We start from the raw sequence: 22,739 nt of genomic DNA, 5'->3' as shown, positions 1-22,739 counted from the left end.
GATTATTGCCCCTGCTGAGTTTGGTTTGGCTGCGCGGTGATTTGCGCTGGCTGCGCGCGGCGGCGCAGTTCAGGCAGCGGCAGATACGGTGTCACGCCTTCGGCCTCGACTATGGTCTTGTCGGTCTGCGCCAGAACGCGCTCCATCGTCTCGTAATAGAGACGCTGACGGGTTACCCCCGGCGCGAGGCGGTACTGTTCGTAAACTTTGTCGAACGCTTCGGCTTCACCCTCTGCGCCTGCGATTGTCTGCTGCGCATAGCCGCGCGCCTGGTTGCGCGCCGCATCGGCATTCTGCTCTGCCACCGACACGTCGCGGAAAGCATCGACCACTTCGCTTGGCGGGTCGGCCTTGGCGATTTCGACACCGACCACCTGGATGCCGGCGCGATACGCATCGAGCGTGGCTTGCATGCGCTCGCGTACCGACTGCTGAATCTCTGCGCGTCCGGCACCGGTGAAGGTCTCATCGAGCGTTTTTTCGGCCACGGATGCGCGCATGGCAGCCTCCGCCACTTCGCTGACGGTTTCGATCGGTTCGGCAAGCTGGAATTTGAAGTCCGCCAGATCGTTGATGCGCCAACGCACGATATAGCTCAGATCGACGAGATTCTGGTCGCCGGTGAGGATGAGCTTGGCACGCTCTCCCGAGGTCGGGATATTCACTGCACGGACACCCTCGACGTCTTCGATGTCGACGGTTTCGATCGGATATGGCCATGTGAAATTAAGGCCCGAATCCAGTGTGCGGCTGTAATTGCCAAGCGTTTTTACAACGCCTTTTTCCTTCGGCTCGATCAGATGGGTGCTCGAAAGAAAGAGGCCGATCAGCACGATTCCGACGATGATGACGGGGACGAGGCTGCGACCGCCTGGTCCTTCAGGAAGGCGAAAGCTGGGTCCGCCAGTGCCGCCACCGCGGCGCGGTCCTTCGGGGCCGCGATTCTTGAAAATGTCCTCGATGCTTGCAGAGCGGCGTTTCCCGCTCCCCGAGCCACCGCCCGGAAGCCACGGATTGCGCGGCCCGTCTGAGCCGCCTTCGCCGCCGGGTTTGTCCCCACTGGGACCGTCGCTGCCCCCGCCTCCCTGGTTTGCGCCGCCCGTGTCACTCCCCCACGGGTTTTTCTTTCCAGCCATGGCAAGACCTTGTGCGGCTGTGCCAAAGCGTGCTCTGAAACGATCAAAAATCTGCATACAACCCTTATAGGTATGCAATCTGGCGAAAAACAGGGGTTCGCTCAGCGATTTTGATGTTAGAGGCTCCGCGTCATGAATGAGGGCGAAAATCCAGCAGCGATAGAAGCGCGATTGCGAGCCGCGATGCCTGAGCAAATCGAGCGCCGTGTGCAATCGGTGCGGTTGGCAAACGGGCGCGCCATCATCGTTGCGGATGCGGGTGATCTACGGCCTCAAGAACGCGAAGTTCTCGAAGTGGCTTACAAGCAGGCGCTGGCCGATCTGGAGGGCGTGGAGGAAGTCCGCGTCGCCCTTACGGCAGATCGCAAGCGCATCCGGATCATCGCCATCGGATCTGGCAAAGGCGGCGTCGGCAAATCTACTTTGACAAGCAACATTGCGGTCGCCCTGGCAAAGTCCGGGCACAAGGTCGGCGTGATCGACGGCGATATCTATGGCCCCTCGCAGCCCAAATTGCTCGCGACGGAAAACCGGAAGCCCGAAGCGCAAGGTGACAAGCTGATCCCGCTCGAAAGCCCGCACGGGGTCAAGGTGCTGTCGATGGGACATCTGGTCGCACCGGGCAAAGCGCTCGCATGGCGCGGCCCGATGGCAGGGAAGGCTCTCGGGCAGCTGGTAGACGCCGATTGGGGCGACACTGACTTGCTGCTGATCGATTTGCCGCCGGGGACTGGTGACGTACAGATATCCATGATGGCCGACAGCAAGCCCGATGGCGCGGTGCTGGTTTCCACTCCGCAGGATCTTGCACTGATCGATGCGGCGCGGGCCGGTCAATTGTTCGAGCAGGGCGAGGTTCCGATTATTGGCCTTGTCGAAAACATGGCCGGTTACGAATGCCCGCATTGCGGGGAGGTCAGCGATCCGTTCGGGCACGGCGGTGTCGAAAAGTTCGCAAAAGCGCTCGAAATCCCGTTCCTGGGCCGTGTGCCGCTGACGCTCGATATCCGCCAGAGCGGGGATGCAGGAAAACCGCCCGCAGCATCTGACGGCGAAAGCGCGGAGCCTTTCAATGCGATTGCCAAACGATTGGCCGCCTGGCTGCGCGGCGAGGAATTTTAGGCGGTGCAGGTTTCGCGGCGGGGCATCCTTGCAGGGTCGGCTGTCGGCGGCGGCCTGCTGGTCGCATGGTACCTGCTCCCGCGCACCTATCCCGATCCGCTCGAACCGGCGAGTGGAGAGCATGTTTACGGCGCGTGGCTCAAGATCGCGGAAGACGGCGTCGTCACCGTCGCAGTTCCGCAGCTGGAAATGGGGCAAGGCATCACGACCTTGTTACCGCAGATTGTCGCACAGGAGCTCGGCGCCGACTGGCGGCAGATCGCTGTCGAGCCCGCACCGATCTCGGCGGCCTATGCCAACATCCCCCTTGCTAAGCAGTGGATGCCTTTATGGGATCCACTCGCGGGAGGCATAAGCGAGACGACCGACACCATCATCGCCGAACGGTTTGCCCACGAAACGCGTTTCAATGCCACCGCTGGCGGGACTTCTATCGAGGCATTCGAAGGTCTGTGCCGCGAAGCTGCCGCAGCAGCGCGCGCGATGCTGGCGCAAGAAGCAGCGGACAGATGGGACGTATCGTGGGAAGAGTGCCAGGTTTCCGGCGGCATCGTCTCGCAAGGCGAAAACCGTGCGACCTTCGGCGAACTGGCTGCCGCTGCTGCGGAAAGGGATGTGCCCGATCCCGCGCCTCTTCGCCCCGAATTGCCACGTTCGGAAGACACACCGGAAATCGCAGACGCGCCGCCTTTCTACCCTAGGATCGATCTGCCCTCCAAAGTCGATGGCAGCTATCAGTTCGCCAGCGACGTGCGGCTGCCCGGAATGGTCTTTGCCGCCATTCGCCATGGCCCCAATGATGGTGCGGAGCTGACAGGCTTCGATGAGGAAGCCGCAGGACGGATCGCCGGTGTCGTAGGTGCCGTGAAATCGCGAAGCTGGATCGCGGCTGCCGCCAATACATGGTGGACCGCCGAAAAGGCGATCATCGCCATGAAACCGCAATTCCGCGCCGCATTTCCGGTCGACAGTGCGGAGATCGCCGGCCGGCTTGACACGACGGTCGATGGCGGCGCTTCGTTTCGGATCGCCGAGACCGGTTCCGGCGAAGAGGCCATGACCCGCGTCGACATGGCCCGGCGCTACGATGTCGATCCCGCCCCTGCTGCTCCACTTGAAACAGCGAGCGCGGCTGCGCGGTATAGTGATGGACGTCTCGAGCTGTGGATCGCCAGCCAGGCCCCGGAGCAGGCGCGCAAGGCGGCCGCGAAGGCGGTTGGCCTACGCGCCGAGGACGTGGCACTTTATCCCATGCCCGCCGGCGGAAGCTTCGACGCCCGGCTGGAGCACGACCACGCCATCGAAATCGCTGTCATTGCAAAGGAGTTGGGCCGTCCGGTCCAGCTGACATGGCCGCGCCGAGACGAGATGATCCGGGGCAGACCGCGGACGCCCGCCTACACGCTGATCGGCGCGCAGCTGTCGCAATCGGGCACAGCTTCTGTCGATGCGCTGCGGATCCGGATCGCCTGCCCGCCTGCCGCCCATGAATTCGGCGAGCGCTTCTTCAGAAACAGGACTTCGTCGGCGGCGATCCGTGAGAGCGAAGGAAAGAAAGATCCGCTCGCATGCGAAGGAGCAATCCCGGTCTATCGTTTGCCGAGTGTGGTCGTGGATCACATTCCTGTCGAAATCGGACTGCCGGTTGGCCGGGTCCGGGGCAATTCGCACAGCTACACGGCTTTTGCGATCGAGAGCTTCGTCGACGAGATCGTGCAGGAAAACGGCCGCGAACCGTTGTCATACAGGATGACGATGCTGGGCGACGATGTGCGGCTGGCGGCCTGTCTGCAACGTGCGGCTCAGATGGCTGAATGGGATGGTGGGCGCGATCAAAGCGGACAGGGTATTGCGTGCTACCGGATCGGAGACGCCGAAACAGGCGGGCGGATCGCGTGCGTTGCCACGGCGCGGCAGGGCGAAGGCGGGGTCCGTGTCACGCGGCTGAGCGCCGCGGTCGATATCGGCCGCATCGTCAATCGAGACATCGCGCGGCAGCAAATCGAAGGCGGGCTGATCTTCGGCATCGGCATTGCGCTTGGCAACACTATCAAATTCCGCGCAGGGCTGCCGGAAAGTTACGAATACGCCGATCTTCGGCTGCCCACGCTTGAAGATTGTCCGGAAATCGAGACCGACTTCATGCCCAGCACCGCCGCGCCCACAGATCCCGGCGAACTCGGCACGGTCATCGCCCCTCCGGCGATTGCAAATGCTCTGTTTTCTGCGACAGGCTTGAGACTGCGCCGCCTGCCCCTACTTTCGGGTGGCATATAATCCGGATCGGAGGCTGCCGCCCCAGGTTCGACGATACCGAGCGAAGGATATAGATCGCCCACCGGGCGTTACCAACACCATGACCTGGCAAAAGCAGCGCCTCCCCAATGACCACCCGTCTGTGAAAAGCGGGTCGATCGGCGTGCTGCTGGTCAATCTGGGGACGCCGGACGGCCCCGACCCGGTTTCGGTCAAGCGCTATCTGAAACAATTCCTGTCCGATCCGCGCGTGATCGAGATCCCGAAACTCGCATGGCAACCGATACTGCGGGGCATCATTCTCAACACGCGTCCGCAAAGGAGCGCGCAGGCCTATGCCAAGATATGGACCGATCGCGGATCCCCGCTCGCCGATATCACTGCGCGTCAGGCCGAAGCGATCGCCGAAGATCTCGGTGAGAATGTGGTGGTCGATTACGCGATGCGATACGGTTCGCCCTCGATCGAGCAGCGGCTTGGCGAACTCACCGAAAAGGGCTGCGATCGCATCCTGATCGCGCCGATGTACCCGCAATACTGCGCGGCGACGACCGCCACGGTATTCGACGAAGTCGCGCGCGTGCTCGGCCAGATGCGATGGCAGCCAGCGCTGCGCTTCGTCCCGCCTTACCACGACGATCCGGCTTATCTTGATGCCTTGTCCGATGATCTGACGCGGCAGGTGGGCGCACTGACATTCCGGCCTGAGGTCATGTTGATCTCCTTCCACGGGATGCCGCAGCGCACGCTCGAGCAGGGCGATCCGTATCATTGCCACTGCCACAAGACCGCGCGGCTGCTGCGCGAACGGTTGATGATGCGTCCCGAATTCGAAGGTCTGCGTTTCGAAACGACGTTCCAGTCCCGCTTCGGCCCGGCACAGTGGCTCGAGCCGGCGACCGACACCACTCTGATTGCCGAGGGCGAAAAAGGCACGCAGCGGCTGGTCGTGGCCGCGCCCGGTTTTGCCGCCGATTGCGTGGAGACACTGGAAGAGCTTGCGCTCGAGGGCCGCGACGAATTCCTTGAGGCGGGAGGGCGCGAATATGCTGTTCTCGACTGTCTCAATGTCAGTGCGAGCGGCGTCAAAATGATCGACAGCCTGATCCGGCGGGAGCTTTCCGGCTGGATTTGAGCATTCCCGCTGGATTTGCGCGGCTGGCTTATTTACATTGAAGTTAGTTGTTAATCCGAACCTGATACGGACCCCGCCATGGCCACTTTAGCGCAGCACAATCCATCCATGCCCAAACACTGGTCCGAAGGTGTACCTTCCGACGATGAGCTCGCGCACATTCCGGGCGAGGGTGGTTGGCCGATTGTCGGCAACACGTTCAAACAGCTTGCCGACCCCCACGGCTTTACGGAGCGGATGGTCGAAACTTACGGCAAGGTCTACAAAACGCACGCATTTGGCGGCTGGAACATCGCCCTGATCGGTGCCGAAGCCAACGAACTGGTTCTGTTCAACCGGGACAAGATCTTTTCGAGCGAGCAGGGTTGGGGGCCGGTCCTCGACCAGCTTTTCCCGCGCGGGCTCATGCTGATGGATTTCGATCACCACCGGATCGATCGCCGCGCTCTTTCGATCGCTTTCAAGCCTGAACCCATGCGCCATTATTCCGGCGCGCTCAATCGCGGCATCGCGAAAGACGTGGCGAATTGGCAAGGGTCGATGGAATTCTACCCGGCGATCAAGAAGCTGACGCTCGACCTCGCGGCAGACAGCTTCATCGGCATCCCGTGGGGACCGGAAGCGGACAAGATCAATGTTGCGTTTGTCGACATGGTGCAGGCCTCGGTCGCGCCGATACGCAAACCGTTACCCTTTACCAAGATGAAGCGCGGTGTCGATGGCCGCAAATATCTGGTCGATTACTTCACCGAAGAAACGCACAAGCGCCGCGAGCAGGGCGGCGGGCAGGACATGTTCAGCCAGTTCGCCACGGCCACGCGCGAAGACGGGTCATTGCTGCCAGTCGATGAAGTGGTCGATCACATGAACTTCCTGATGATGGCCGCGCACGACACCATTACCTCAAGCGCGACATCGCTGATTTACCACCTCGCCAAGAATCCGCAGTGGCAGGAAAAGGTGCGGGAAGAGATCATCGCGGTGACGGGCGGCCCCGATGGGTCGGGCAATCCGCGCGCACTCGATTACGACGACCTGGGCAAGCTCGAACTGACCGAAATGGCGTTCAAGGAAGCGCTGCGGATGGTCCCGCCGGTGCCATCGATGCCGCGGCGCGCGCTCAAGAGCTTCGAATATGAGGGGTATCACATCCCCGCCGGCGCACATGTCGGGATCAACATTTACTGGACGCATCATTCGGAAGAATACTGGGACAATCCCTATGCTTTCGACCCGATGCGCTTCACGCCTGACAAGGTGAAGGAGCGCCACAAATATGCATGGGTGCCCTTCGGCGGCGGCGCGCATATGTGCCTGGGCCTGCACTTCGCCTATATGCAGGTGAAGGTGCTGCTAGCGCAATTGCTGCAGCGCTATCGGATCGAAGTGCCCGAAGGCTACGATCCCGACTGGCAGGAATGGCCGATCCCGCAGCCCAAGGATGGGTTGCACGTGACTTTCAAACCGCTCTAAAAATCCCAGGCGATGCCGTCCTTTTCCCAATCACCGTAACGGGTGGGAGAAATCTCGCGCGGCTCGTCCTTCAAAGGATCGACGGCCTTCGGCTTGGGCGGAGGCTCATTGGTCCAGTGCGAAGGCTTTTCGAAATTCTTCGCGGCAAGTGATTTCTGTTTTGTCATGACGGGCTATCAACGCACGTACTGGCGCTTGGTTTCAATGCTGGTATGGGCATGCTCATATGGCCACAGCTCCAGGATTTCCCGCACGCCGCGCTGCGCTGCAACTGCTCGACGCGGTCATGCGCCGGGGAGAGACGCTCGAACAGACCGAAAAAGCCGCGATGAATGGCGTCGATGGCCCCGCCGACAGGGCGCTTGCCCGCGCGATCGCGGGCGAGACACTGCGGTGGCTGACCGATCTCGATACACTGATCGATAGCGCCACCAAGAAACGCCTGCCCGATGACGCGAAACCGCGCATGGTGCTGCGGATGATGCTGTCGCAGGCTTTGCGGCTCGATACGCCTCCGCACGCTATCATCGCGACCTGCCTGCCGCTGTTGAGCGGCGGCCCGCGCCGGCTGGCACACGGGGTGTTTTCGGCGCTGATGAAGCGCGAGGTCTCTCTGCCCGAGGTGCCCACCCTCACCGATGCGGTGCTCGCGCGGTGGGGCGAGCGCGCAATGGATATCGCGCCGGGTCTCATCGACCCGCCCGAGGTGGATCTGGCACTCAAGGGTGCAGGCGAGACGGCGGTTCGCGCCACGGATATGGGCGGAGTCAGCCTGATGCCCGGTCACATTCGCCTGCCGCGCGGCACCCCGATCGAGCAGATGCCGGGCTATGATGAAGGTGCGTGGTGGGTGCAGGATCTGGCCGCTCAGCTTCCTGCGCGCCTGCTGGGTCCAGGTGAGGGCAAGCGTGCGCTCGATCTGTGCGCTGCGCCTGGTGGCAAGACCTTGGCGTTGGCAGCGGCAGGCTGGACCGTCACCGCGCTCGACATCAGCGGCAAGCGGCTGGAGATGCTGCGCGACAATCTCAAGCGGACCCAGCTAGAAGCCGAAGTGGTGAAAGCCAACGCTTTGACCTACCACCCTGCCAAGCAATTCGATGCGATCCTTCTGGATGCGCCATGCACCGCGACGGGCACATGCCGCCGCCATCCCGATGTGCTTCACCGCGTCGGCCCGCGCCAGATCGGCGAGATGACCGAAATCCAGCAATCGCTGATCCATCAGGCGGTTGAATGGCTGCCGAGCGGCGCGCAGTTTGTTTACGCGGTCTGTTCGTTGGAAAGCGAAGAGGGTGAAGCCCAGGCGGAATGGGTCAATGCGACGTTCGACCTGGAGCCCGTGCCTGTGACAGCGGAAGAGCTGCCGGCAGGCATCGCGCCAACTTCCGAGGGCTGGGTCCGCACCCACCCCGGCATGCTACCGGACGCGGGTGGGCTCGATGGGTTCTTTATAGCGCGCTGGCGCAAGCTCTAGCGCGGACTCTGGCGCAAGCCTTGGCGCCTACGCCTTCGCGTATTTCTGAAAGCTCTTGCGCAGCTTCATGATCTTGGGCGGGATCACAGCCAGGCAGTAGGGGTTCCGCTGCCCTTCGCCTTCCCAATATTCCTGATGGTAATCTTCTGCGGGATACCACTCCTGCGACTGCGCGCCGCCATCGAGTCCCTCGATGGTCGTCACGGCCATTTTCCCGTTCTCGGCGTTCCAGCGTCCGATCGCGGCTTCGGCCTCTTTTGCCTGTTCGTCGGAGAGTGGGAAAATTGCCGAACGGTACTGCGTTCCAATATCGCCGCCCTGACGGTTAAGCTGGGTCGGATCGTGCGTGCCGAGAAACACGTCGTAGATTTCGGGCAGCGAAATCGTGTCGGGATCAAATGTCACCCGGATCGCCTCTGCGTGGCCAGTCTTTCCGGTGCAAACTTGCTTGTAGGTCGGGTTTGCGGTCTCGCCGCCGATATAGCCGCTTTCGACTTCACTCACGCCCACGACATCGCGGAAAACCGCTTCGGTGCACCAGAAGCACCCGCCCGCTACAATCGCCTGTTCCATTGGTATCGATCTCCTTTATTCGACGAAGGACATAGGTGGGCGGACCAGCATTGCCAGTGCTGGCGGCACGGACCTTGTCATAAAGCGCTCACCGCGTAAGGACGTTTTACAGAGTTTTGAAGAAGAGAGGACTTCGCATGAAACCGATTTATCTTGCTCCGCTCGCCGCTTTTGCAGCGGCTGCGACCTTTTCCATGGGTTCACCGCTCATCGCTCAGGACGACGCGGCTGCCGCTCCGACACTGGACGCAGTGCTTGCCCACGAACGGCGCGACGATGACCGGGCACGCGATCAATATCGCAATCCGGCAGAGACACTCGCCTTTTTCCAGGTGGAGCCGACGATGACGGTTGCCGAATATGGTCCGGGCGGCGGCTGGTATACGCGCGTGCTTGCGCCATACGTGATGGGCTCTGGCCAATACATCGCCTTCAACCAGGACAGCGACGGACGCACCTACAACACGCGCGCGCAGGAAGCCCGGTCGAAAGGCTGGACCGAGAGCTTCAAGTCCTCGCTCGCCGAAGGCATGGGCGTCGAGGCCGATGAGATCATGGCGTTCGAAACGGACGAAATGCCTGAAGACGTCGCTGGCACTGTCGACCGCGTGTTGATCTTCCGTTCGATGCACGGGCTCAACATCGGGAATACCGCCGATACCGTGCTGAAAGCAGCGCGCATGATGCTGAAGGATGACGGAATGGTCGGCGTGGTTCAGCACCGCGCACCTGATGGCGCCAGCTATGACGATTACGGCGCACGCCAGCGCGGTTACATGCGCAAGCAGGACGTCATCAACATCTTCGAGGCAAACGGTTTCGAACTCGCTGCAGAGAGCGAGATCAACGCAAACCCGAACGATCCGGCAGATTGGGAACGCGGCGTGTGGACCTTGCCTCCGGTGCTTGGCACGGGCGAAGAGGATCCGCGTCGCAGCGAATATCTCGCGATCGGAGAGAGCGACCGGATGACGCTGCTGTTCAGAAAAGCGAACTAATTTTTTCTTAAATATGAATGTGATGCGGGGTGAGTGATACAGTGTATCATTCACCCCGCATTCATTGTGTGGCGAAAATAAGGCGGCTTGGGCGCGCGATCCTGCGCGCATTCGGAGGACCGCCATGAAAGCCCAATTGACCATCCTGACTGTTTCCTCGCTCGCTCTCGCTGCCTGTAGCGGCGGAGCCGACGCCGCGCGCGGCGTCGATCGCAACGAAACTCTCCTTTCAGTCAGCGCTACCGGCGACGCCGACATGCGCCCCGATGAGGCCCGCTTTCAGGCTGGGGTCCAGAACTGGAACCGCGACGCCCAGGCCGCCTCCAGCGATACCGCCGAGGATATCGCCGAGATCGTTGCGGCCTTGCAAGAGCTCGGCATTTCCGACGATGACATCCAGACCAGCACAGTGCGCGTGCAGCGCATCGACTGGGGCGATCGGCGGGGACAGTTCCAGGCCTTTAATACCGTAAATGTTCGTGTCCGAGATATCGAGCAAGCGGGGCCGGCGGTGACCGCCGCCACCAGCGTCGGTGCGAATATCGTTTCCGGCCCGGACCTTCGTCTCTCCGATCCCGAGGGCGCGGCCAACACCGCTTATGCGGCGGCCTATCAGAACGCGCTGAAACGCGCCGAGGCCTATGCCCAAGCGGCCGGAATGGAAGTGAGCCGTGTGCTTTACATCCGCGATGCCGGCGGATCGCAGGGCGGACGCTATTTCGCCGGTGCTGAGGCGACCGCGATCGATGCGGCAGTACGCATGACGCCGCCTCCGCCTCCGGTTGCGCCGCCAGCGATCTCCATCAGACCTGAATCCGCAGAGCAGGCTGCAAACATCATGCCGGGCCAGACGACCAGTTCTGTCACTGTGCAAGTGGACTTCGCGCTGCGGGAGAAGTAACGCCCGGTGAATGAGCACGATCACCGTCGCCGCGCTGCAATTGCCGCTCGCCCGCGAAGACGAAGCCGATAACATCGCCGCTGTCGCGGCACTGGTCGAAGACGCGGCTGCGCGCGGTGCGAAGCTGATCCTGCCGCCCGAATTATTCTCAGGCCCGTATTTCTGCCGCGAGGAAGACGAAGCGCTGTTTGCGCTTGCGCGCCCTGTCGCCGAACATCCCAGCGTCATCGCGATGCAGAAGCTTGCGCGTCGGCTGGATGTCACCATACCGACCAGTTTTTTCGAGCGTGACGGTCATCACTATTACAACACGCTCGCCATGATCGGTCCCGATGGCGAGATCATGGGCACTTATCGCAAGAGCCACATTCCCGATGGTCCCGGTTACGAGGAAAAGTTCTATTTCCGCCCCGGCAATGACGGGTTCAAAGTGTGGAACGTGCATGGCGACGAAGGCGCGAAAATACCCGTCGGCGTGGGGATATGCTGGGACCAATGGTATCCCGAATGCGCCCGGGTCATGGCGCTCAAGGGGGCGGAGGTGCTGCTGTACCCGACAGCGATCGGCTCCGAGCCATACGACGCCGATCTCGATACCAGCCGAATGTGGAGGCGTGCGATGATCGGGCATGCGGTGTCAAACTGCATGCCGGTGGTGGCCAGCAACCGCATCGGCGCCGAAGGATCGGCGGGCGAGCAGCGGTTTTACGGTCACTCTTTCATCTGTGACGAGTGGGGTGACATGGCCGAGGAGTTCGGCGCAGCCGAAGCCGGTGTTCTCGTGACCACGCTCGACCTTGCCCGGGCGGCAAAGCATCGCGCGGGCATGGGCTTTTTCCGCGACCGTCGCCCGCAGCTTTACGGCCGGATCGCAGAAGACATTTGAGCAGCGCGTACCTCATCGCTGTGGGGTCGAATCGGCGGCACCATCTGTACGGGCGTCCGCGCCACGTGGTTCGCGCCGCGCTCGAAGAATTGGCCGCGCTCGGCACAGTCAGCGCTCGCTCGCCGATCATCGCCAGCGCGCCCATGGGTGCAGCGCAGCGCCGGTTCGCGAACGCGGCCGCGGTGATGGATAGCGAATACGATCCACCGGCATTGCTTGCAGCGCTTAAACGGATGGAGCGGCAGTTCGGACGGCGACCCGGACGCCGCTGGGGCGACCGCGTTCTCGATCTCGACATCGTCCTCTGGGATGGAGGGTACTGGAAAGGCAGCGCCCTGTCGGTGCCGCATCCGGATTTCCGTGACCGTGCGTTCGTGCTTGGCCCGGCATGCGCAATCGCGCCGGGCTGGCGCGATCCGATTTCCAATTTGTCGCTCTCCCACCTCAATGCACGCTTGACCAGTCCGCGCGCGCTCCTTAGGTGAGCGCTCCGTTCGGCACGCTTTACGCATCGCCGAATGCCCGTGGGGGCCCTTAGCTCAGTCGGTAGAGCAACTGACTTTTAATCAGTAGGTCGCTGGTTCGAACCCAGCAGGGCTCACCACCTTTTTCAAAGCTTGGTTGAGTATCCTGACGCGCGTTCTCGCGCCTGCTGCGCGGTCAGCTTCGTCGTGCCGAGACAACTGCGCCGCGTTGGTCCAACCACTCCGCCAGTTTCACTCCGCCGGTAATCAGGAACGGGACCAGCAACAGGCTGAGCGTAACCTTGGCCAGCACCTGACCGATCAGCAGGTTCGTGATGTCGAACTCGCCGTAGAAAGCCAGCGTCACGAAAATGATCGAATCGATCGCCTGGCTCAGTGCAGAGGCGATCGCGCCGCGGATCATCAATCCGACGGTCGTGGCCTCGCCCGATCCGCGCAGGCGTGAGAAAATCCAGACATTGAGCAGCAACGATGTGATGTAGGCCGCCGGGCCTGCCATCAGAATGCGCGGCGTTTGGCCGAGCACGGTTTCGAACGCGGACAGATCAGCTGCGCGGAACTCCAGCATTTCGGAGGATGCTGGCAAAGACAGCACGAGATAGATCAGCGCCGCCGACAGTGCGAGCGGGATGAACCCGATCCAGATCAGCCGATTGGCGAGTTTCTGACCATACAATTGCGCGATCGTGCTGGTGATGACGACGAGGAGCAGGAACGGGAATATCCCTGCCTCCACCGCGAGCTGCGATGGCCATAATTGCACCTGCTTGAACGCGACGACCCCGGCGAGGACGGTCATTCCGCCATACAGTATGATATACACAAACAGGCCCATGGGCGCGGCGAGCGCGCGCTCGGCATTCGGTCCCGTGTCGGATCTATCGCTTTGGATGTCGCTCATTCGCGAGGGCGTAAGGCGATCGCGGCGAAAAAGGAAGCCAGCAGGCGAGCGCTTTCACCCGCTTGGATCGCTTACCGCAAATCACGTGTTTAGGGACAGTGCGGGTTTCCCAGTTGCGCTCGCAGCGTCAAAATGCCACGCCCAAGCGGTCGCACCGGATTCACGGTGCATGGGATCGAATCAGAAATATATCCGGGGGCCAGCCAGCCGTGAGCGATAGTATCACGTCCAACCTGTTCAGCTTGATTGGGATCATCGCCATACTCGGCGTCGCCTTCCTGCTCTCCTCAGGCAAGAGCCGCATAAAGCTGCGCGTTGTGGGCGCGGCCTTCGCCCTTCAGGCGTTCATGGCCTTGCTCGTCCTGCGTACCGATTTCGGTGTCGCAACGATTCAGTTCCTCTCGGACGGCGTGATCGCGCTGCTCGATTTCTCGAAAGTCGGTATTACCAGCGTGTTCGGGCCGATGGAGAGCAATCCGTTTGCGAACACATTCGTGATCGCAGCGCTGCCCGTGATCGTGTTTTTCGCGGCAATCGTCTCGATCCTTTATCATCTCGGCATCATGCAGCGGCTCGTCCGGTGGGTCGGCGGCGTTATCGGTTGGATCACCGGGATCAGCAAGGTCGAAGCGCTTGGCAGCGCAGCCAACATATTCGTGGGCCAATCGGAAAGCCCGCTTGTCGTGCGCCCTTACCTCGCGGCGCTTCCGCCTGCGCGGCTCTTCACGCTCATGACGGTTGGCATGGCCGGTGTCGCGGGCACCATCCTCGCCGCTTATGCGAGCTTTATCGGGTCAGAGGCGGTGCCATTCCTGCTCGCGGCGGCGTTCATGTCGGCACCGGGCGGCATCCTGATGGCCAAGATCATCATGCCGGACGATGCTGAAGAAGCGCGCGAGCATGACGCCGCGATGGAGAATGTCACCGTTTCGGAAACCTTCGAAGAAGGCGAGCGTCCCGCCAACATTATCGAGGCGGCGGCGCAGGGCACCCAAACGGGCGTGAAGCTCGCGGTAGCGGTCGGCGCGATGGTGATGGTCTTTGTCGCGCTGGTGGCGTTGGCCAATGGAATGCTCGGCGGAGTGGGGGCCGGTCTTGTATCGCTCGCCGCTGGCGCAGGAGTGCCATTTGGCGAGGGAACCGCCGTCTGGCTCAGCACAATCAGTTTTCAGAAGCTGCTCGGTTATCTGTTCGCCCCCGTCATGTTCCTGATTGGCATTTCGGACTGGGATCAGGCGCAGATTGCCGGCGGGCTGTTCGGCACGAAGATCGTGCTCAACGAATTCGTCGCATTCATCGATCTCGGCGCGATGACGGGCGGTGAGCTGACCGATCGCAGCCGGGCCATCGTCACCTTTGCACTGTGCGGGTTTGCCAACTTCTCTTCTATCGCGATCCAGATGGCGGTGACGGGCGGGCTCGCTCCCAATCAGCGGCCTGTGATCGCGCGCCTGGGTCTGAAAGCACTTGCGGCGGGCAGTCTCGCCAATCTGATGAGTGCGGCTTTGGCGAGCATCTTCCTGCCACTTTGACAATCGCGATCGATCATCCTCTTGGCAGCATCGCGCTGCCGGGTGTAAAGCCGCGCGCATGACTGATGTGACCAACCAGAAGACGACCCGCTCCACTGCGGGTATCGCCAGTGTTTCGCTGGCACAGCCGCCCGAAGATATCGCAGACGAGCTGGGCCGCAGCTTTGCCGAATACGGCTTTGCCATTGTGCGCGATCACGGCATCCCACGCGATCTCATTTCCCGGGCCGAAGCGAAGTCGAAAGAGTTCTTCGCTTTGCCCGACGACGTGAAGCGCGGCTACAAGATCGAAGGCGGCGGCGGCGCGCGCGGGTACACCCCGTTCGGCACGGAAAAGGCGAAAGACGCCGAAATTTTCGATCTCAAGGAATTCTGGCATGTTGGCCGCTCGCTCGGCGAGGGGCACGAGCTGGCGCAATACATGGCGCCAAACGTTTGGCCCAAGGAAGTCGACAGCTTCAAGGACACGTTCACCGAGCTCTTCGGTGCATTCGATGAGGCGGGCCTTCGCGTGCTCGAGGCGATCGCGCTTCACCTGGGGCTGGCGCGGACCTTCTTCGCGCCGACTGTCGAGGATGGTAATTCGGTCATGCGTTTGCTGCATTACCCACCGCTTGGTCCCGAAGCGCCCGAAGGCGCGATCCGCGCGGCTGCGCATGGCGATATCAACACCATCACATTGCTCTTGGGCGCAGAAGAGGCCGGACTGGAACTGCTGAGCAAGTCGGGCGAATGGCTTTCGGTCGAAGTGCCGGAGGGCGCGCTGGTGATCAATGTCGGCGACATGCTCGAACGTCTGACCAATGGCGCTCTGCGATCAACAACGCACCGGGTGGTCAATCCGAGCGGAGAGGCTGCCCGGCGGTCGCGGTATTCCATGCCGTTCTTCCTGCATTTTCGTCCGGACTATCTCATCGAACCGCTAGCGGCCTGTGTCGATGAGAATGCAGATCAGCCGCCGCCCGAGCCGATCACGTCGCATGATTTCCTTCTCCAGCGTCTGCGCGAGATCAATCTGGCCTGAGCTGACCGGATTCGGCTGACCCGATCGACCGTCGCAAGAGCGATTCAGGCGAATTGGCAGCGGCCGCAAAATACAATATTTTCGTGGCCTGACTGCAACACCTATGGGCGAATCCGCTGGATTCCGTGCGTTACGACTGCGCCCGCTCAGGTGTTTCGCGAAATCGGATTGCGCGTGCCGAACCGTTTCATCGAATTGTCACAAAACCGTCGCTTTTGTGCAGCGCAACGCGCCTAGTCAGAGCGCCGTTCAACGTCATTCCACTATGGCCAGGGGCTAATTCATGAAACTCAAATATCTTTTGGCAGCGAGCGTCGTCAGTCTCACTGCCGCCACCACCATTGCAGCGCCGGCAGCTGCACAGCAGATTACATCTGGTATCGAAGGTCAGGTGACCGACGCATCCGGCGCGGCACTGCCCGGCGCGGTTGTTACCATCACCGACGAGCGCACCAATGCGACCCGCACGACCACCACAGGTAACGACGGAAACTTCCGCGTTGTCAGCCTGCAGCCGGGCGGGCCCTACACGGTGACTATCACGGCCTCGGGCTTCGAAGGTCAGACCGTTGAGGACGTCTTCACGACGATTTCCGGCAACACCGGTTTCGACTTCGCGCTTACCGCGACCGCAGCTGGCGGCACCGATAACACGATCATCGTCACCGGCGCCCGCGCACAGGTCACGCAGCTGGCTGTCGGCCCAGGCACGGCATTCGGCACCGAAACGCTCGAAGCGTTCCCGTCGATCACCCGCGACATTCGCGACATCATCCGCATCGACCCGCGTGTCAGCCTCGAAGGCAGCAACGACGTCGACCGTATTTCCTGCCTCGGCGGTAACGACCGTTCGAACACCTTCACCGTTGACGGTATCGTCCAGGCCGACGTTTTCGGCCTTAACGGCACGCCGTTTGCAGCGCGTAACGCCCTTCCGCTGCCGTTCGACGTTGTCGACCAGGTTTCGGTCGAATTCGCTCCGTTCGATGTCGAGTATTCGGAATTCACCGGCTGTCTCGTAAACGTCGTGACGAAAGCTGGCGGTAACGAGTTCAGCGGCTCGGCCTTCATCACCTATTTCGACGAAGGCCTGTTCGCCGACAGCATTGATGGCGACCCCCTCAATGCCGGTTCGGAAACGCGCTGGGGCGCGACACTTTCCGGCCCGATCATCAAGGACCGTCTGTTCTTCTCGTTCGGTTATGAAGAAACCGATCTCGGCGATGGCAACGACTTCGGCCCTGCGGGCAGCGGCTTCACCAACGAATCCGAATCCGTAACCATCGGTCAGTTCAACGAGTTCGCCCGCATCGCGAACGATGTTTACGGCCAGGATATTGGCGGTTTCCCGACCCAGCTGGCTGAAAGCTCGGTGCGTTATTTCGGCCGTCTCGACGCACAGATCACCGATCGTCATCGTCTGGAAGGTACCTACCAACGCCTCGAAGAAACGAACATCGAATCCGATTTCAACGGCGCGCTGACCGGCTTCAATTCGTTCGAAGACGAAGGCACGAACTCGGATTACTATTCGGTCCGTCTGTATTCCGACTGGAGCGACACGATTTCGACCGAACTGCGCCTCAGCCGTTCCGAGGTGTCCGACATTCAGGGCCCTGTTGGATTTGGTGAAGCACAATCCGACGATCCGACCGTACGTCTCGTCGTCGGTGTTACGCCTGTCGCTGGTCTGACCGACGAAAACGGTGCGCTCAGCACCGGACCAGGCATCTTCCGTTCGGCGAACCAGCTCGACACGCGGACCGATCAGGCCCGTTTCCAGCTGAACTACGACGCCGGCAATGGCCACTTCCTGAAGTTCGGCGCCGAGGTCAATGATCTGGAAGTCTTCAACCTGTTCGCCATCAACGCGACCGGTACGCTGTATTTCCGCAACCTCGAAGACTTCGAAAATGGTCTGGTCGCGAGCGGCGATTTCTCGAGCGTCTTCGGCGATATCGCCGACGACCTGATCGACGGCGACGATGGCGATTTCCTCGGCGGCGGTACGATCCGTTCGACGCCGTCAGGTGACATCAACGAAGCCGCAGCATTGTTCAGCCGCCAGATCTATTCGGTCTATGTGCAGGACGAATGGCAGGCTACCGATCAGCTTTCGATCAACACCGGCATCCGCGTACAGCTGTATGATGGCGACGCACCGACTGCCAACGGCGCTTTCCTGGACCGTTTCGGTTTCAGCAACGCGACGTCATTCGGCGGGTTTGACACCGTGCTTCTGCCGCGGTTCTCGGCCAGCTACGAATTCGACAATGAAGGGTTCTTCTACAACAGCCGTCTGACCGGCGGCGTAGGCATCTTCTCCGGCGGTGACCCGGTCGTTTATTTCTCGAACGCGTTTTCGAACAACGGCTTCTCCAGCGCAGACGGTGATACCTTCAGCGACTCCTGCGATGGTTTCGTGAACCCGGATGGTTCGTTCAACGTTCTGCAGGGCGGTGCCTTTACCGGCTTCCCGCAGTGCGCGATCACCGACGCTTCGGCTTCGGCGGCTGGCGGCTTCGCCGACACGCAGTCGACCGATCCGGACTTTGACGTACCGACTGTCGTCCGCGCGAACCTCGGTTTCCAGACCGATTTCGGCGCAGAGACCGGCTTCTTCAGCAACTGGCGCCTGAACCTCGATTACATCTACTCGCGGTTCAACGACACGCTGAACTTCGTCGATCTCGTGCAGACTCCGGACATTCGCACGAATGGCGGTTTCACGGTCGACGGTCGTCCGATCCTGGCTGCGATCGACACCACGTTCCCGGGCTGTAACGCTGTGCTGCAAGGCACTGGCGGCACCCCGCCGGTTTACACAGGTGTCACGCCTGAGTGCTTCGAGAACGTGAACACCGGTGGCTCGGCCCGCGTGGATGACTTCATCCAGCTGACCAATGGCCGCAGCTCGGAAAGCCACAGCATCTCGGCGATCCTTTCGAAGAACTTCAACCGCGGCATCATCACAGACGGTGGTTCGGTTCGCTTGAACTTCGGTTATGCGTTCACCGATTCCGACAACGCTCGGAACAACCAGTCGTCGACGGCCACTTCGTCCTTCGACGTGACGGCTGCGTTCGACCGGCAGGATCCGGCAGTTTCGACTGCGACGACGGAAACACGGCACAACTTCACCGCAACGTTCAACTTCCAGGAAGAATTCTTCGATGGCTACGATACCAGCCTCGGCATCTTCTTCCGTGCTCGTGAAGGACGTCCGTACAGTCTGACTTTCGATGGCGGCGGTGTCTTTGCAGACAGCTCGTCGGGCAACGACAACGCGCTGCTGTACGTCCCGACCGGCGTGAACGATCCAAACGTTTCCCCGCTCTCGGATCCGGCTGCCGTTGCTGCCGTGGTCGATTATGTCTCGAACGAAACGAATTGCGGCTTCACGCCTGGCGCTTCGATCGAGCGGAACACCTGCCGCAACGATTGGCACGTCGATGTCGACCTCCGCATCAGCCAGGAGCTTCCGTTCCTCGGAAGCCTGACCGGTCTTGTCCAGGATCGCATCGAGGTGTTTGCCGATTTCGCGAACTTCCTGAACCTGATCGACAGCAGCGCAAACATCCTGCGTTCGCGTGGTGGGTTCAATGGTCTGGTCGACGTAGCCGATGGCGATGTGGATGATCAGGGCCGTTACATCATCGAAGGGTTCAACCCCGATGATGATAACGACATCGCGATCAACGCATCGGCATGGCGCATCCAGATCGGCGCACGTTACGAATTCTAGTTCGTCACAGCCGATTGTCGGAATAGCAGCGGCGGGGCCTTCGGGTCCCGCCGTTTGCGTGTGAGCGCGAGATGTCTTGGTCGGCGGGCTGGTCCTATCGCACCTGTTCAGGCGATGTGAGCGGGAGGGGGATGCGCCGCCTTTTCATCGGCTAGGGTCAGCAGCTCGGCGGCCAATGCTTCTTGCACATCGCCCGCCAGCTCCAGCCTCAGGGCACGTTCGAAAGCCGCAGCCTGATCGCCCAGCTCCGCTTCTCCAAACATCGCAGCCGTGCCCGCCAGCTTGTGAACAATGCGCGCTAGCCCGATCCGCTCTTCGCTCTTCAGGGAGCCGTTGGCCAGCGAACCTCCGACAGCGGCTTGCCTCACCGCGTCGACCGCTTCGCTGCGCCGCAGCTGCCATCTTTCAATGAGTTCCGGCGATTGAACCTGTATCGGACCGGTTTTTGGCGCACCTCTACTTTGCACTTCCGGCTTTGCATTCTGCGGCGTCGTGAGGTCATCGGCCGGTCGACGGGTATCGGGCTCAATCGTTGTCTTCTCGACAATCCGGGTCGGCAGCCAGCGCTGCAAAATCCTCGCCAGATCGGCAAACACCAATGGCTTGGCAAGATGCCCCTGCATACCGGCATCGCGTGCGGCCGAAATGTCCTCTGGGAACGCGTTGGCGGTCAGCGCAATGATCGGGAGCGTTTCCGCGCGGATACCTTCGGCTCGTATCGCTCTGGTCGCGGCGTAGCCATCGCAGCCGGGCATCTGGATATCCATCAGCACGAGATCGAATGGAGTGCCGCGCATCACGCTGTCGATGACCATGGAAATCGCTTCGTTTCCGTCATGGGCAGTTATGACGTTCTGGCCGCATCGCTCCAGCATTTCGGTCGCGAGGATACGATTGATGTCGTGATCTTCGGCAAGGAGGATGCGGCCGTTGTCAGGCAGTTCCTCCAGCGAAAGCTCGGCTGATGCCAAGGGATCGACTTTCGCCGGAGCGGTGGGGGCGGCCGGTAGCGTGAGCGTGAAACACGAGCCCTTGCCCGCGGAGCTTTCAACCTCGATGAACCCGCCGAGCAATTCGGCAAGCTGCCGGCTGATGGTCAGGCCAAGCCCGGTCCCGCCGAACCGCCGCGAAGTATCGCTTTCCGCCTGCGTGAAGGGGCGGAAGATCGTTTCCAGTCGCGATGGGCTTATACCGATGCCCGAATCCCTCACGCTGACGCTGAACTGATCCTGGTCGACCGTGTAGCTCACATGAATCGTGCCGCTTTCCGTGAACTTTACCGCGTTACCGATCAGGTTGAGCACGATCTGGCGCACGCGGAGCCCGTCGGTCATGAACCATTGGGACGGCGCGCCCTGATTGGCTTCGTTCGCGGCGTCTTCATTCGGATTGGAGGCACGCTCGAATACGAGGTCGAGGCCCTTCTTTTCGGCGTTCGGGCGGTGGAGCAAGGCGCACTCCGCCAGGGTTTCGTGCAAATTTACCGGCGTATGCTCGATCGCGATCTGGCCAGCTTCGATTTTGGACAAGTCGAGAATGTCGTTGAGCAAAAGCATCATCGATCGTGCCGATTGGACCACCATTTCCGTCTGGCGGCGCTGGTCGCTGTCAAGTTCGCTTTGCAGGAGCAATTCCGAAAAGCCGAGTACCCCGTTCATCGGCGTACGAATTTCGTGGCTCATATTGGCCAGAAACTCGGATTTCGCTCTTGCCGCATTTTCCGCGTGGCGCCGGGCGCGGGTGAGCAGCAATTCCAGTTCGACCCGTTCGGTAACGTCGCGCGCCGATACGACGATCCCTTCGCGCTGACCGGTCTCAGAATTGTACGCGACAGCGCAATCTGCTTCGATGAAGACCGGGGTGCCCTCTTCGCTGTCCAGATAACGGCGATAGGTGAAGCGCTCTTTGTCCGATGAACCCGAAACAAGCCGTTCCTGGGCGGCCGTGATCAGTTCCTGTGCATCGGTGTGCATCCGGTCGGTCGGGCGCTGTCCGATCAGAACTTCGGGTTCTTCATCGAGCACCTCGCGCACCGAAGGCGAGGCGTAGGTGCAAACTCCATTCAGATCGTACCGCATCACCGCATCGGTGATGTTGTCGGCGAGCAGTGCAAGGCGCCGTTTGCCGAGATCAAGCTCCTCGACAATACGGTCGCGCCCGGCGAGTATCGCTGCGATCGGCAGTCCGGTGAGGAAGTTTGCCGCGACGAACGCCTGCACCAAATACAGCTGAGTGGCCGGAGAGCTCGATGCCTTGTCTATTGGTCCGTATCCCCCCCAGGTCATGGCGCTCGTCACTGTTGCGACCGAAATCACGTGAAGAGCTGTGCCGAGGCTCCCCATCCGGAAGGCATGCAAAAGCGTGATGGGAGGGATGAGGAAGAGCAGCGGATAAATATCCTGGCGAAACACGAGATAGGCGCAGACCATCCCGCCGATCAGCAGGACAGCTTTTTCCGTTGCCTCGATCGAGCCCGGTTGTTCACCGGACCGCATGGCATCGAAAATCAGCAGCATGGCGGGTACGATCAGCACCATGCCCATGCTGTCGGTAATCAGCCACGCGCTTGCCCCGGCCCAGATTGCCTGAGGATCCGGCCCCATTGCCAACGAAGCGATACATGCTGATGTGAACGGCCCGACGACCCCTCCGGCCCAGACGAAACTCGTCAGATGCGGCAAATGGGTCATGTCGGGCCGGTGCCCGCATGCACGGCGCGTCAAACCAGTGACCAGCGCGATATCGACGATATTGGCCACCGAGAACACGGTCGACATACCGAAGGTTGTGCCCGCGACACTGTTGGCGCAAAGGCTTGCGATGAAAACGCAGATATAGAAGGGAACCTCGTTCGCCAGCCGTGCCCGCATCATGAATGCAACGGCGGCGGCATTGGGGAGCCAGACACTGGCGAGTGTGGAATCGAATTTGGAGAGAGAGAGGCTGAGTGTTGCCAGGAGGAAAAACCCCAAAGCGCCGATCAGAGATGCTGTCACGCTGGCGCTGTCGATCGCGCCTGCGGAAAAGCCAGCCGCCCCGCTGACATTTTCGCGGGCCCTTGCTCGCTTGATCATCCACTCCATCGCAAATCGCTCCAG

Annotated in this window: 17 protein-coding genes and 1 tRNA gene; 13 read left to right on the top strand and 5 right to left on the bottom strand. The window is 61.2% G+C overall.

Annotated elements, in window-relative coordinates; genetic code table 11:
• Positions 1-2: 2 nt before the first annotated feature.
• Positions 3-1,136 (bottom strand): protease modulator HflK, encoded by a 1,134-nt coding sequence (hflK, locus tag KCG45_RS02920; RefSeq protein WP_218315618.1) that lies wholly within the window; start codon positions 1,134-1,136, stop codon positions 3-5.
• A 132-nt stretch (positions 1,137-1,268) separates the two neighbouring features.
• Here hflK and KCG45_RS02915 point away from each other — a divergent pair, with 132 nt between their 5' ends.
• From KCG45_RS02915 to KCG45_RS02900, 4 genes are all read left to right on the top strand, one after another.
• A complete protein-coding gene (locus KCG45_RS02915; protein ID WP_218315617.1) occupies positions 1,269-2,258 on the top strand; it encodes an Mrp/NBP35 family ATP-binding protein in 990 nt (329 codons plus the stop codon).
• Positions 2,259-2,261: 3 nt separating this feature from the next.
• Positions 2,262-4,535 carry a molybdopterin cofactor-binding domain-containing protein gene (locus KCG45_RS02910; RefSeq protein ID WP_218315616.1) on the top strand — a complete coding sequence of 758 codons (2,274 nt, stop codon included), beginning with the start codon at positions 2,262-2,264 and terminating at the stop codon, positions 4,533-4,535.
• Between the two features lie 79 nt (positions 4,536-4,614).
• Positions 4,615-5,649: a ferrochelatase gene (gene hemH, locus KCG45_RS02905; RefSeq protein ID WP_218315615.1), complete on the top strand. Its 1,035-nt coding sequence runs from the start codon at positions 4,615-4,617 to the stop codon at positions 5,647-5,649.
• Between the two features lie 78 nt (positions 5,650-5,727).
• Positions 5,728-7,122 (top strand): cytochrome P450, encoded by a 1,395-nt coding sequence (locus tag KCG45_RS02900; protein WP_218315614.1) that lies wholly within the window; start codon positions 5,728-5,730, stop codon positions 7,120-7,122.
• Here the strand turns inward: KCG45_RS02900 and KCG45_RS02895 are convergent.
• Entirely contained in the window at positions 7,119-7,289 is a 171-nt protein-coding gene (locus KCG45_RS02895; RefSeq protein WP_218315613.1) for a DUF1674 domain-containing protein, read from the bottom strand. The two genes, KCG45_RS02900 and KCG45_RS02895, sit on opposite strands and share 4 nt — an antisense overlap.
• Positions 7,290-7,348: 59 nt before the next feature.
• Between KCG45_RS02895 and KCG45_RS02890 the strand changes: the two genes are divergently transcribed.
• Complete coding sequence (locus tag KCG45_RS02890) at positions 7,349-8,596, top strand: RsmB/NOP family class I SAM-dependent RNA methyltransferase (protein ID WP_218315612.1); 1,248 nt, start codon at positions 7,349-7,351, stop codon at positions 8,594-8,596.
• Between the two features lie 27 nt (positions 8,597-8,623).
• Here the strand turns inward: KCG45_RS02890 and msrA are convergent, their stop codons facing one another.
• The gene (msrA, locus tag KCG45_RS02885) at positions 8,624-9,169 is read right to left on the bottom strand and encodes a peptide-methionine (S)-S-oxide reductase MsrA (RefSeq protein ID WP_218315611.1); all 546 of its coding nucleotides are present in this window, start codon (positions 9,167-9,169) and stop codon (positions 8,624-8,626) included.
• 137 nt (positions 9,170-9,306) lie between these two features.
• On the opposite strand from msrA, the gene KCG45_RS02880 reads away from it, so the two are divergent.
• From KCG45_RS02880 to KCG45_RS02860, 5 genes are all read left to right on the top strand, one after another.
• Positions 9,307-10,167, top strand: coding sequence for a class I SAM-dependent methyltransferase (locus KCG45_RS02880; RefSeq protein ID WP_218315610.1), 861 nt, complete (start codon positions 9,307-9,309; stop codon positions 10,165-10,167).
• Between the two features lie 124 nt (positions 10,168-10,291).
• Positions 10,292-11,068: an SIMPL domain-containing protein gene (locus KCG45_RS02875; protein ID WP_218315609.1), complete on the top strand. Its 777-nt coding sequence runs from the start codon at positions 10,292-10,294 to the stop codon at positions 11,066-11,068.
• Between the two features lie 10 nt (positions 11,069-11,078).
• A complete protein-coding gene (gene aguB, locus KCG45_RS02870; protein WP_218315608.1) occupies positions 11,079-11,954 on the top strand; it encodes an N-carbamoylputrescine amidase in 876 nt (291 codons plus the stop codon).
• Positions 11,951-12,439, top strand: a complete 489-nt coding sequence (gene folK / locus KCG45_RS02865) for a 2-amino-4-hydroxy-6-hydroxymethyldihydropteridine diphosphokinase (protein WP_218315607.1) — start codon at positions 11,951-11,953, stop codon at positions 12,437-12,439. Before aguB ends, folK begins: the two co-directional genes overlap by 4 nt.
• A 43-nt stretch (positions 12,440-12,482) precedes the next feature.
• Positions 12,483-12,558, top strand: a tRNA-Lys gene (locus KCG45_RS02860).
• Between the two features lie 56 nt (positions 12,559-12,614).
• Here KCG45_RS02860 and KCG45_RS02855 read toward each other — a convergent pair.
• Complete coding sequence (locus tag KCG45_RS02855) at positions 12,615-13,340, bottom strand: queuosine precursor transporter (RefSeq protein WP_218315606.1); 726 nt, start codon at positions 13,338-13,340, stop codon at positions 12,615-12,617.
• A 209-nt stretch (positions 13,341-13,549) separates the two neighbouring features.
• On the opposite strand from KCG45_RS02855, the gene KCG45_RS02850 reads away from it, so the two are divergent.
• The 3 genes from KCG45_RS02850 (at position 13,550) to KCG45_RS02840 (ending at position 19,641) form a co-directional block, all read left to right on the top strand.
• Positions 13,550-14,872, top strand: coding sequence for a NupC/NupG family nucleoside CNT transporter (locus KCG45_RS02850; protein ID WP_369410714.1), 1,323 nt, complete (start codon positions 13,550-13,552; stop codon positions 14,870-14,872).
• A gap of 58 nt (positions 14,873-14,930) precedes the next feature.
• Positions 14,931-15,896, top strand: coding sequence for an isopenicillin N synthase family dioxygenase (locus KCG45_RS02845; RefSeq protein ID WP_218315605.1), 966 nt, complete (start codon positions 14,931-14,933; stop codon positions 15,894-15,896).
• Between the two features lie 283 nt (positions 15,897-16,179).
• Positions 16,180-19,641, top strand: coding sequence for a TonB-dependent receptor (locus KCG45_RS02840; RefSeq protein ID WP_218315604.1), 3,462 nt, complete (start codon positions 16,180-16,182; stop codon positions 19,639-19,641).
• Positions 19,642-19,748: 107 nt separating this feature from the next.
• Here KCG45_RS02840 and KCG45_RS02835 read toward each other — a convergent pair whose 3' ends face one another.
• Positions 19,749-22,724, bottom strand: a complete 2,976-nt coding sequence (locus KCG45_RS02835; protein ID WP_218315603.1) for an ATP-binding protein — start codon at positions 22,722-22,724, stop codon at positions 19,749-19,751.
• Positions 22,725-22,739 lie beyond the last annotated feature (15 nt).

Origin of the sequence: Erythrobacter ani, assembly GCF_019204025.1 — a bacterium.
Taxonomy (GTDB): domain Bacteria; phylum Pseudomonadota; class Alphaproteobacteria; order Sphingomonadales; family Sphingomonadaceae; genus Erythrobacter; species Erythrobacter ani.
Note: the sequence above shows the minus strand (reverse complement) of the source record. Positions and strands in the feature narration are given on the sequence as shown.

Excerpts from the sequence above, each read along its gene's own strand:
- hflK (WP_218315618.1), bottom strand. The coding sequence starts at position 1,136 with ATGGCTGGAAAGAAAAACCCGTGGGGGAGTGACACGGGCGGCGCAAAC.
- KCG45_RS02915 (WP_218315617.1), top strand. The coding sequence starts at position 1,269 with ATGAATGAGGGCGAAAATCCAGCAGCGATAGAAGCGCGATTGCGAGCC.
- hemH (WP_218315615.1), top strand. The coding sequence starts at position 4,615 with ATGACCTGGCAAAAGCAGCGCCTCCCCAATGACCACCCGTCTGTGAAA.
- KCG45_RS02900 (WP_218315614.1), top strand. The coding sequence starts at position 5,728 with ATGGCCACTTTAGCGCAGCACAATCCATCCATGCCCAAACACTGGTCC.
- KCG45_RS02895 (WP_218315613.1), bottom strand. The coding sequence starts at position 7,289 with ATGACAAAACAGAAATCACTTGCCGCGAAGAATTTCGAAAAGCCTTCG.
- KCG45_RS02890 (WP_218315612.1), top strand. The coding sequence starts at position 7,349 with ATGGCCACAGCTCCAGGATTTCCCGCACGCCGCGCTGCGCTGCAACTG.
- msrA (WP_218315611.1), bottom strand. The coding sequence starts at position 9,169 with ATGGAACAGGCGATTGTAGCGGGCGGGTGCTTCTGGTGCACCGAAGCG.
- KCG45_RS02880 (WP_218315610.1), top strand. The coding sequence starts at position 9,307 with ATGAAACCGATTTATCTTGCTCCGCTCGCCGCTTTTGCAGCGGCTGCG.
- KCG45_RS02875 (WP_218315609.1), top strand. The coding sequence starts at position 10,292 with ATGAAAGCCCAATTGACCATCCTGACTGTTTCCTCGCTCGCTCTCGCT.
- aguB (WP_218315608.1), top strand. The coding sequence starts at position 11,079 with ATGAGCACGATCACCGTCGCCGCGCTGCAATTGCCGCTCGCCCGCGAA.
- KCG45_RS02855 (WP_218315606.1), bottom strand. The coding sequence starts at position 13,340 with ATGAGCGACATCCAAAGCGATAGATCCGACACGGGACCGAATGCCGAG.
- KCG45_RS02845 (WP_218315605.1), top strand. The coding sequence starts at position 14,931 with ATGACTGATGTGACCAACCAGAAGACGACCCGCTCCACTGCGGGTATC.
- KCG45_RS02840 (WP_218315604.1), top strand. The coding sequence starts at position 16,180 with ATGAAACTCAAATATCTTTTGGCAGCGAGCGTCGTCAGTCTCACTGCC.
- KCG45_RS02835 (WP_218315603.1), bottom strand. The coding sequence starts at position 22,724 with ATGGAGTGGATGATCAAGCGAGCAAGGGCCCGCGAAAATGTCAGCGGG.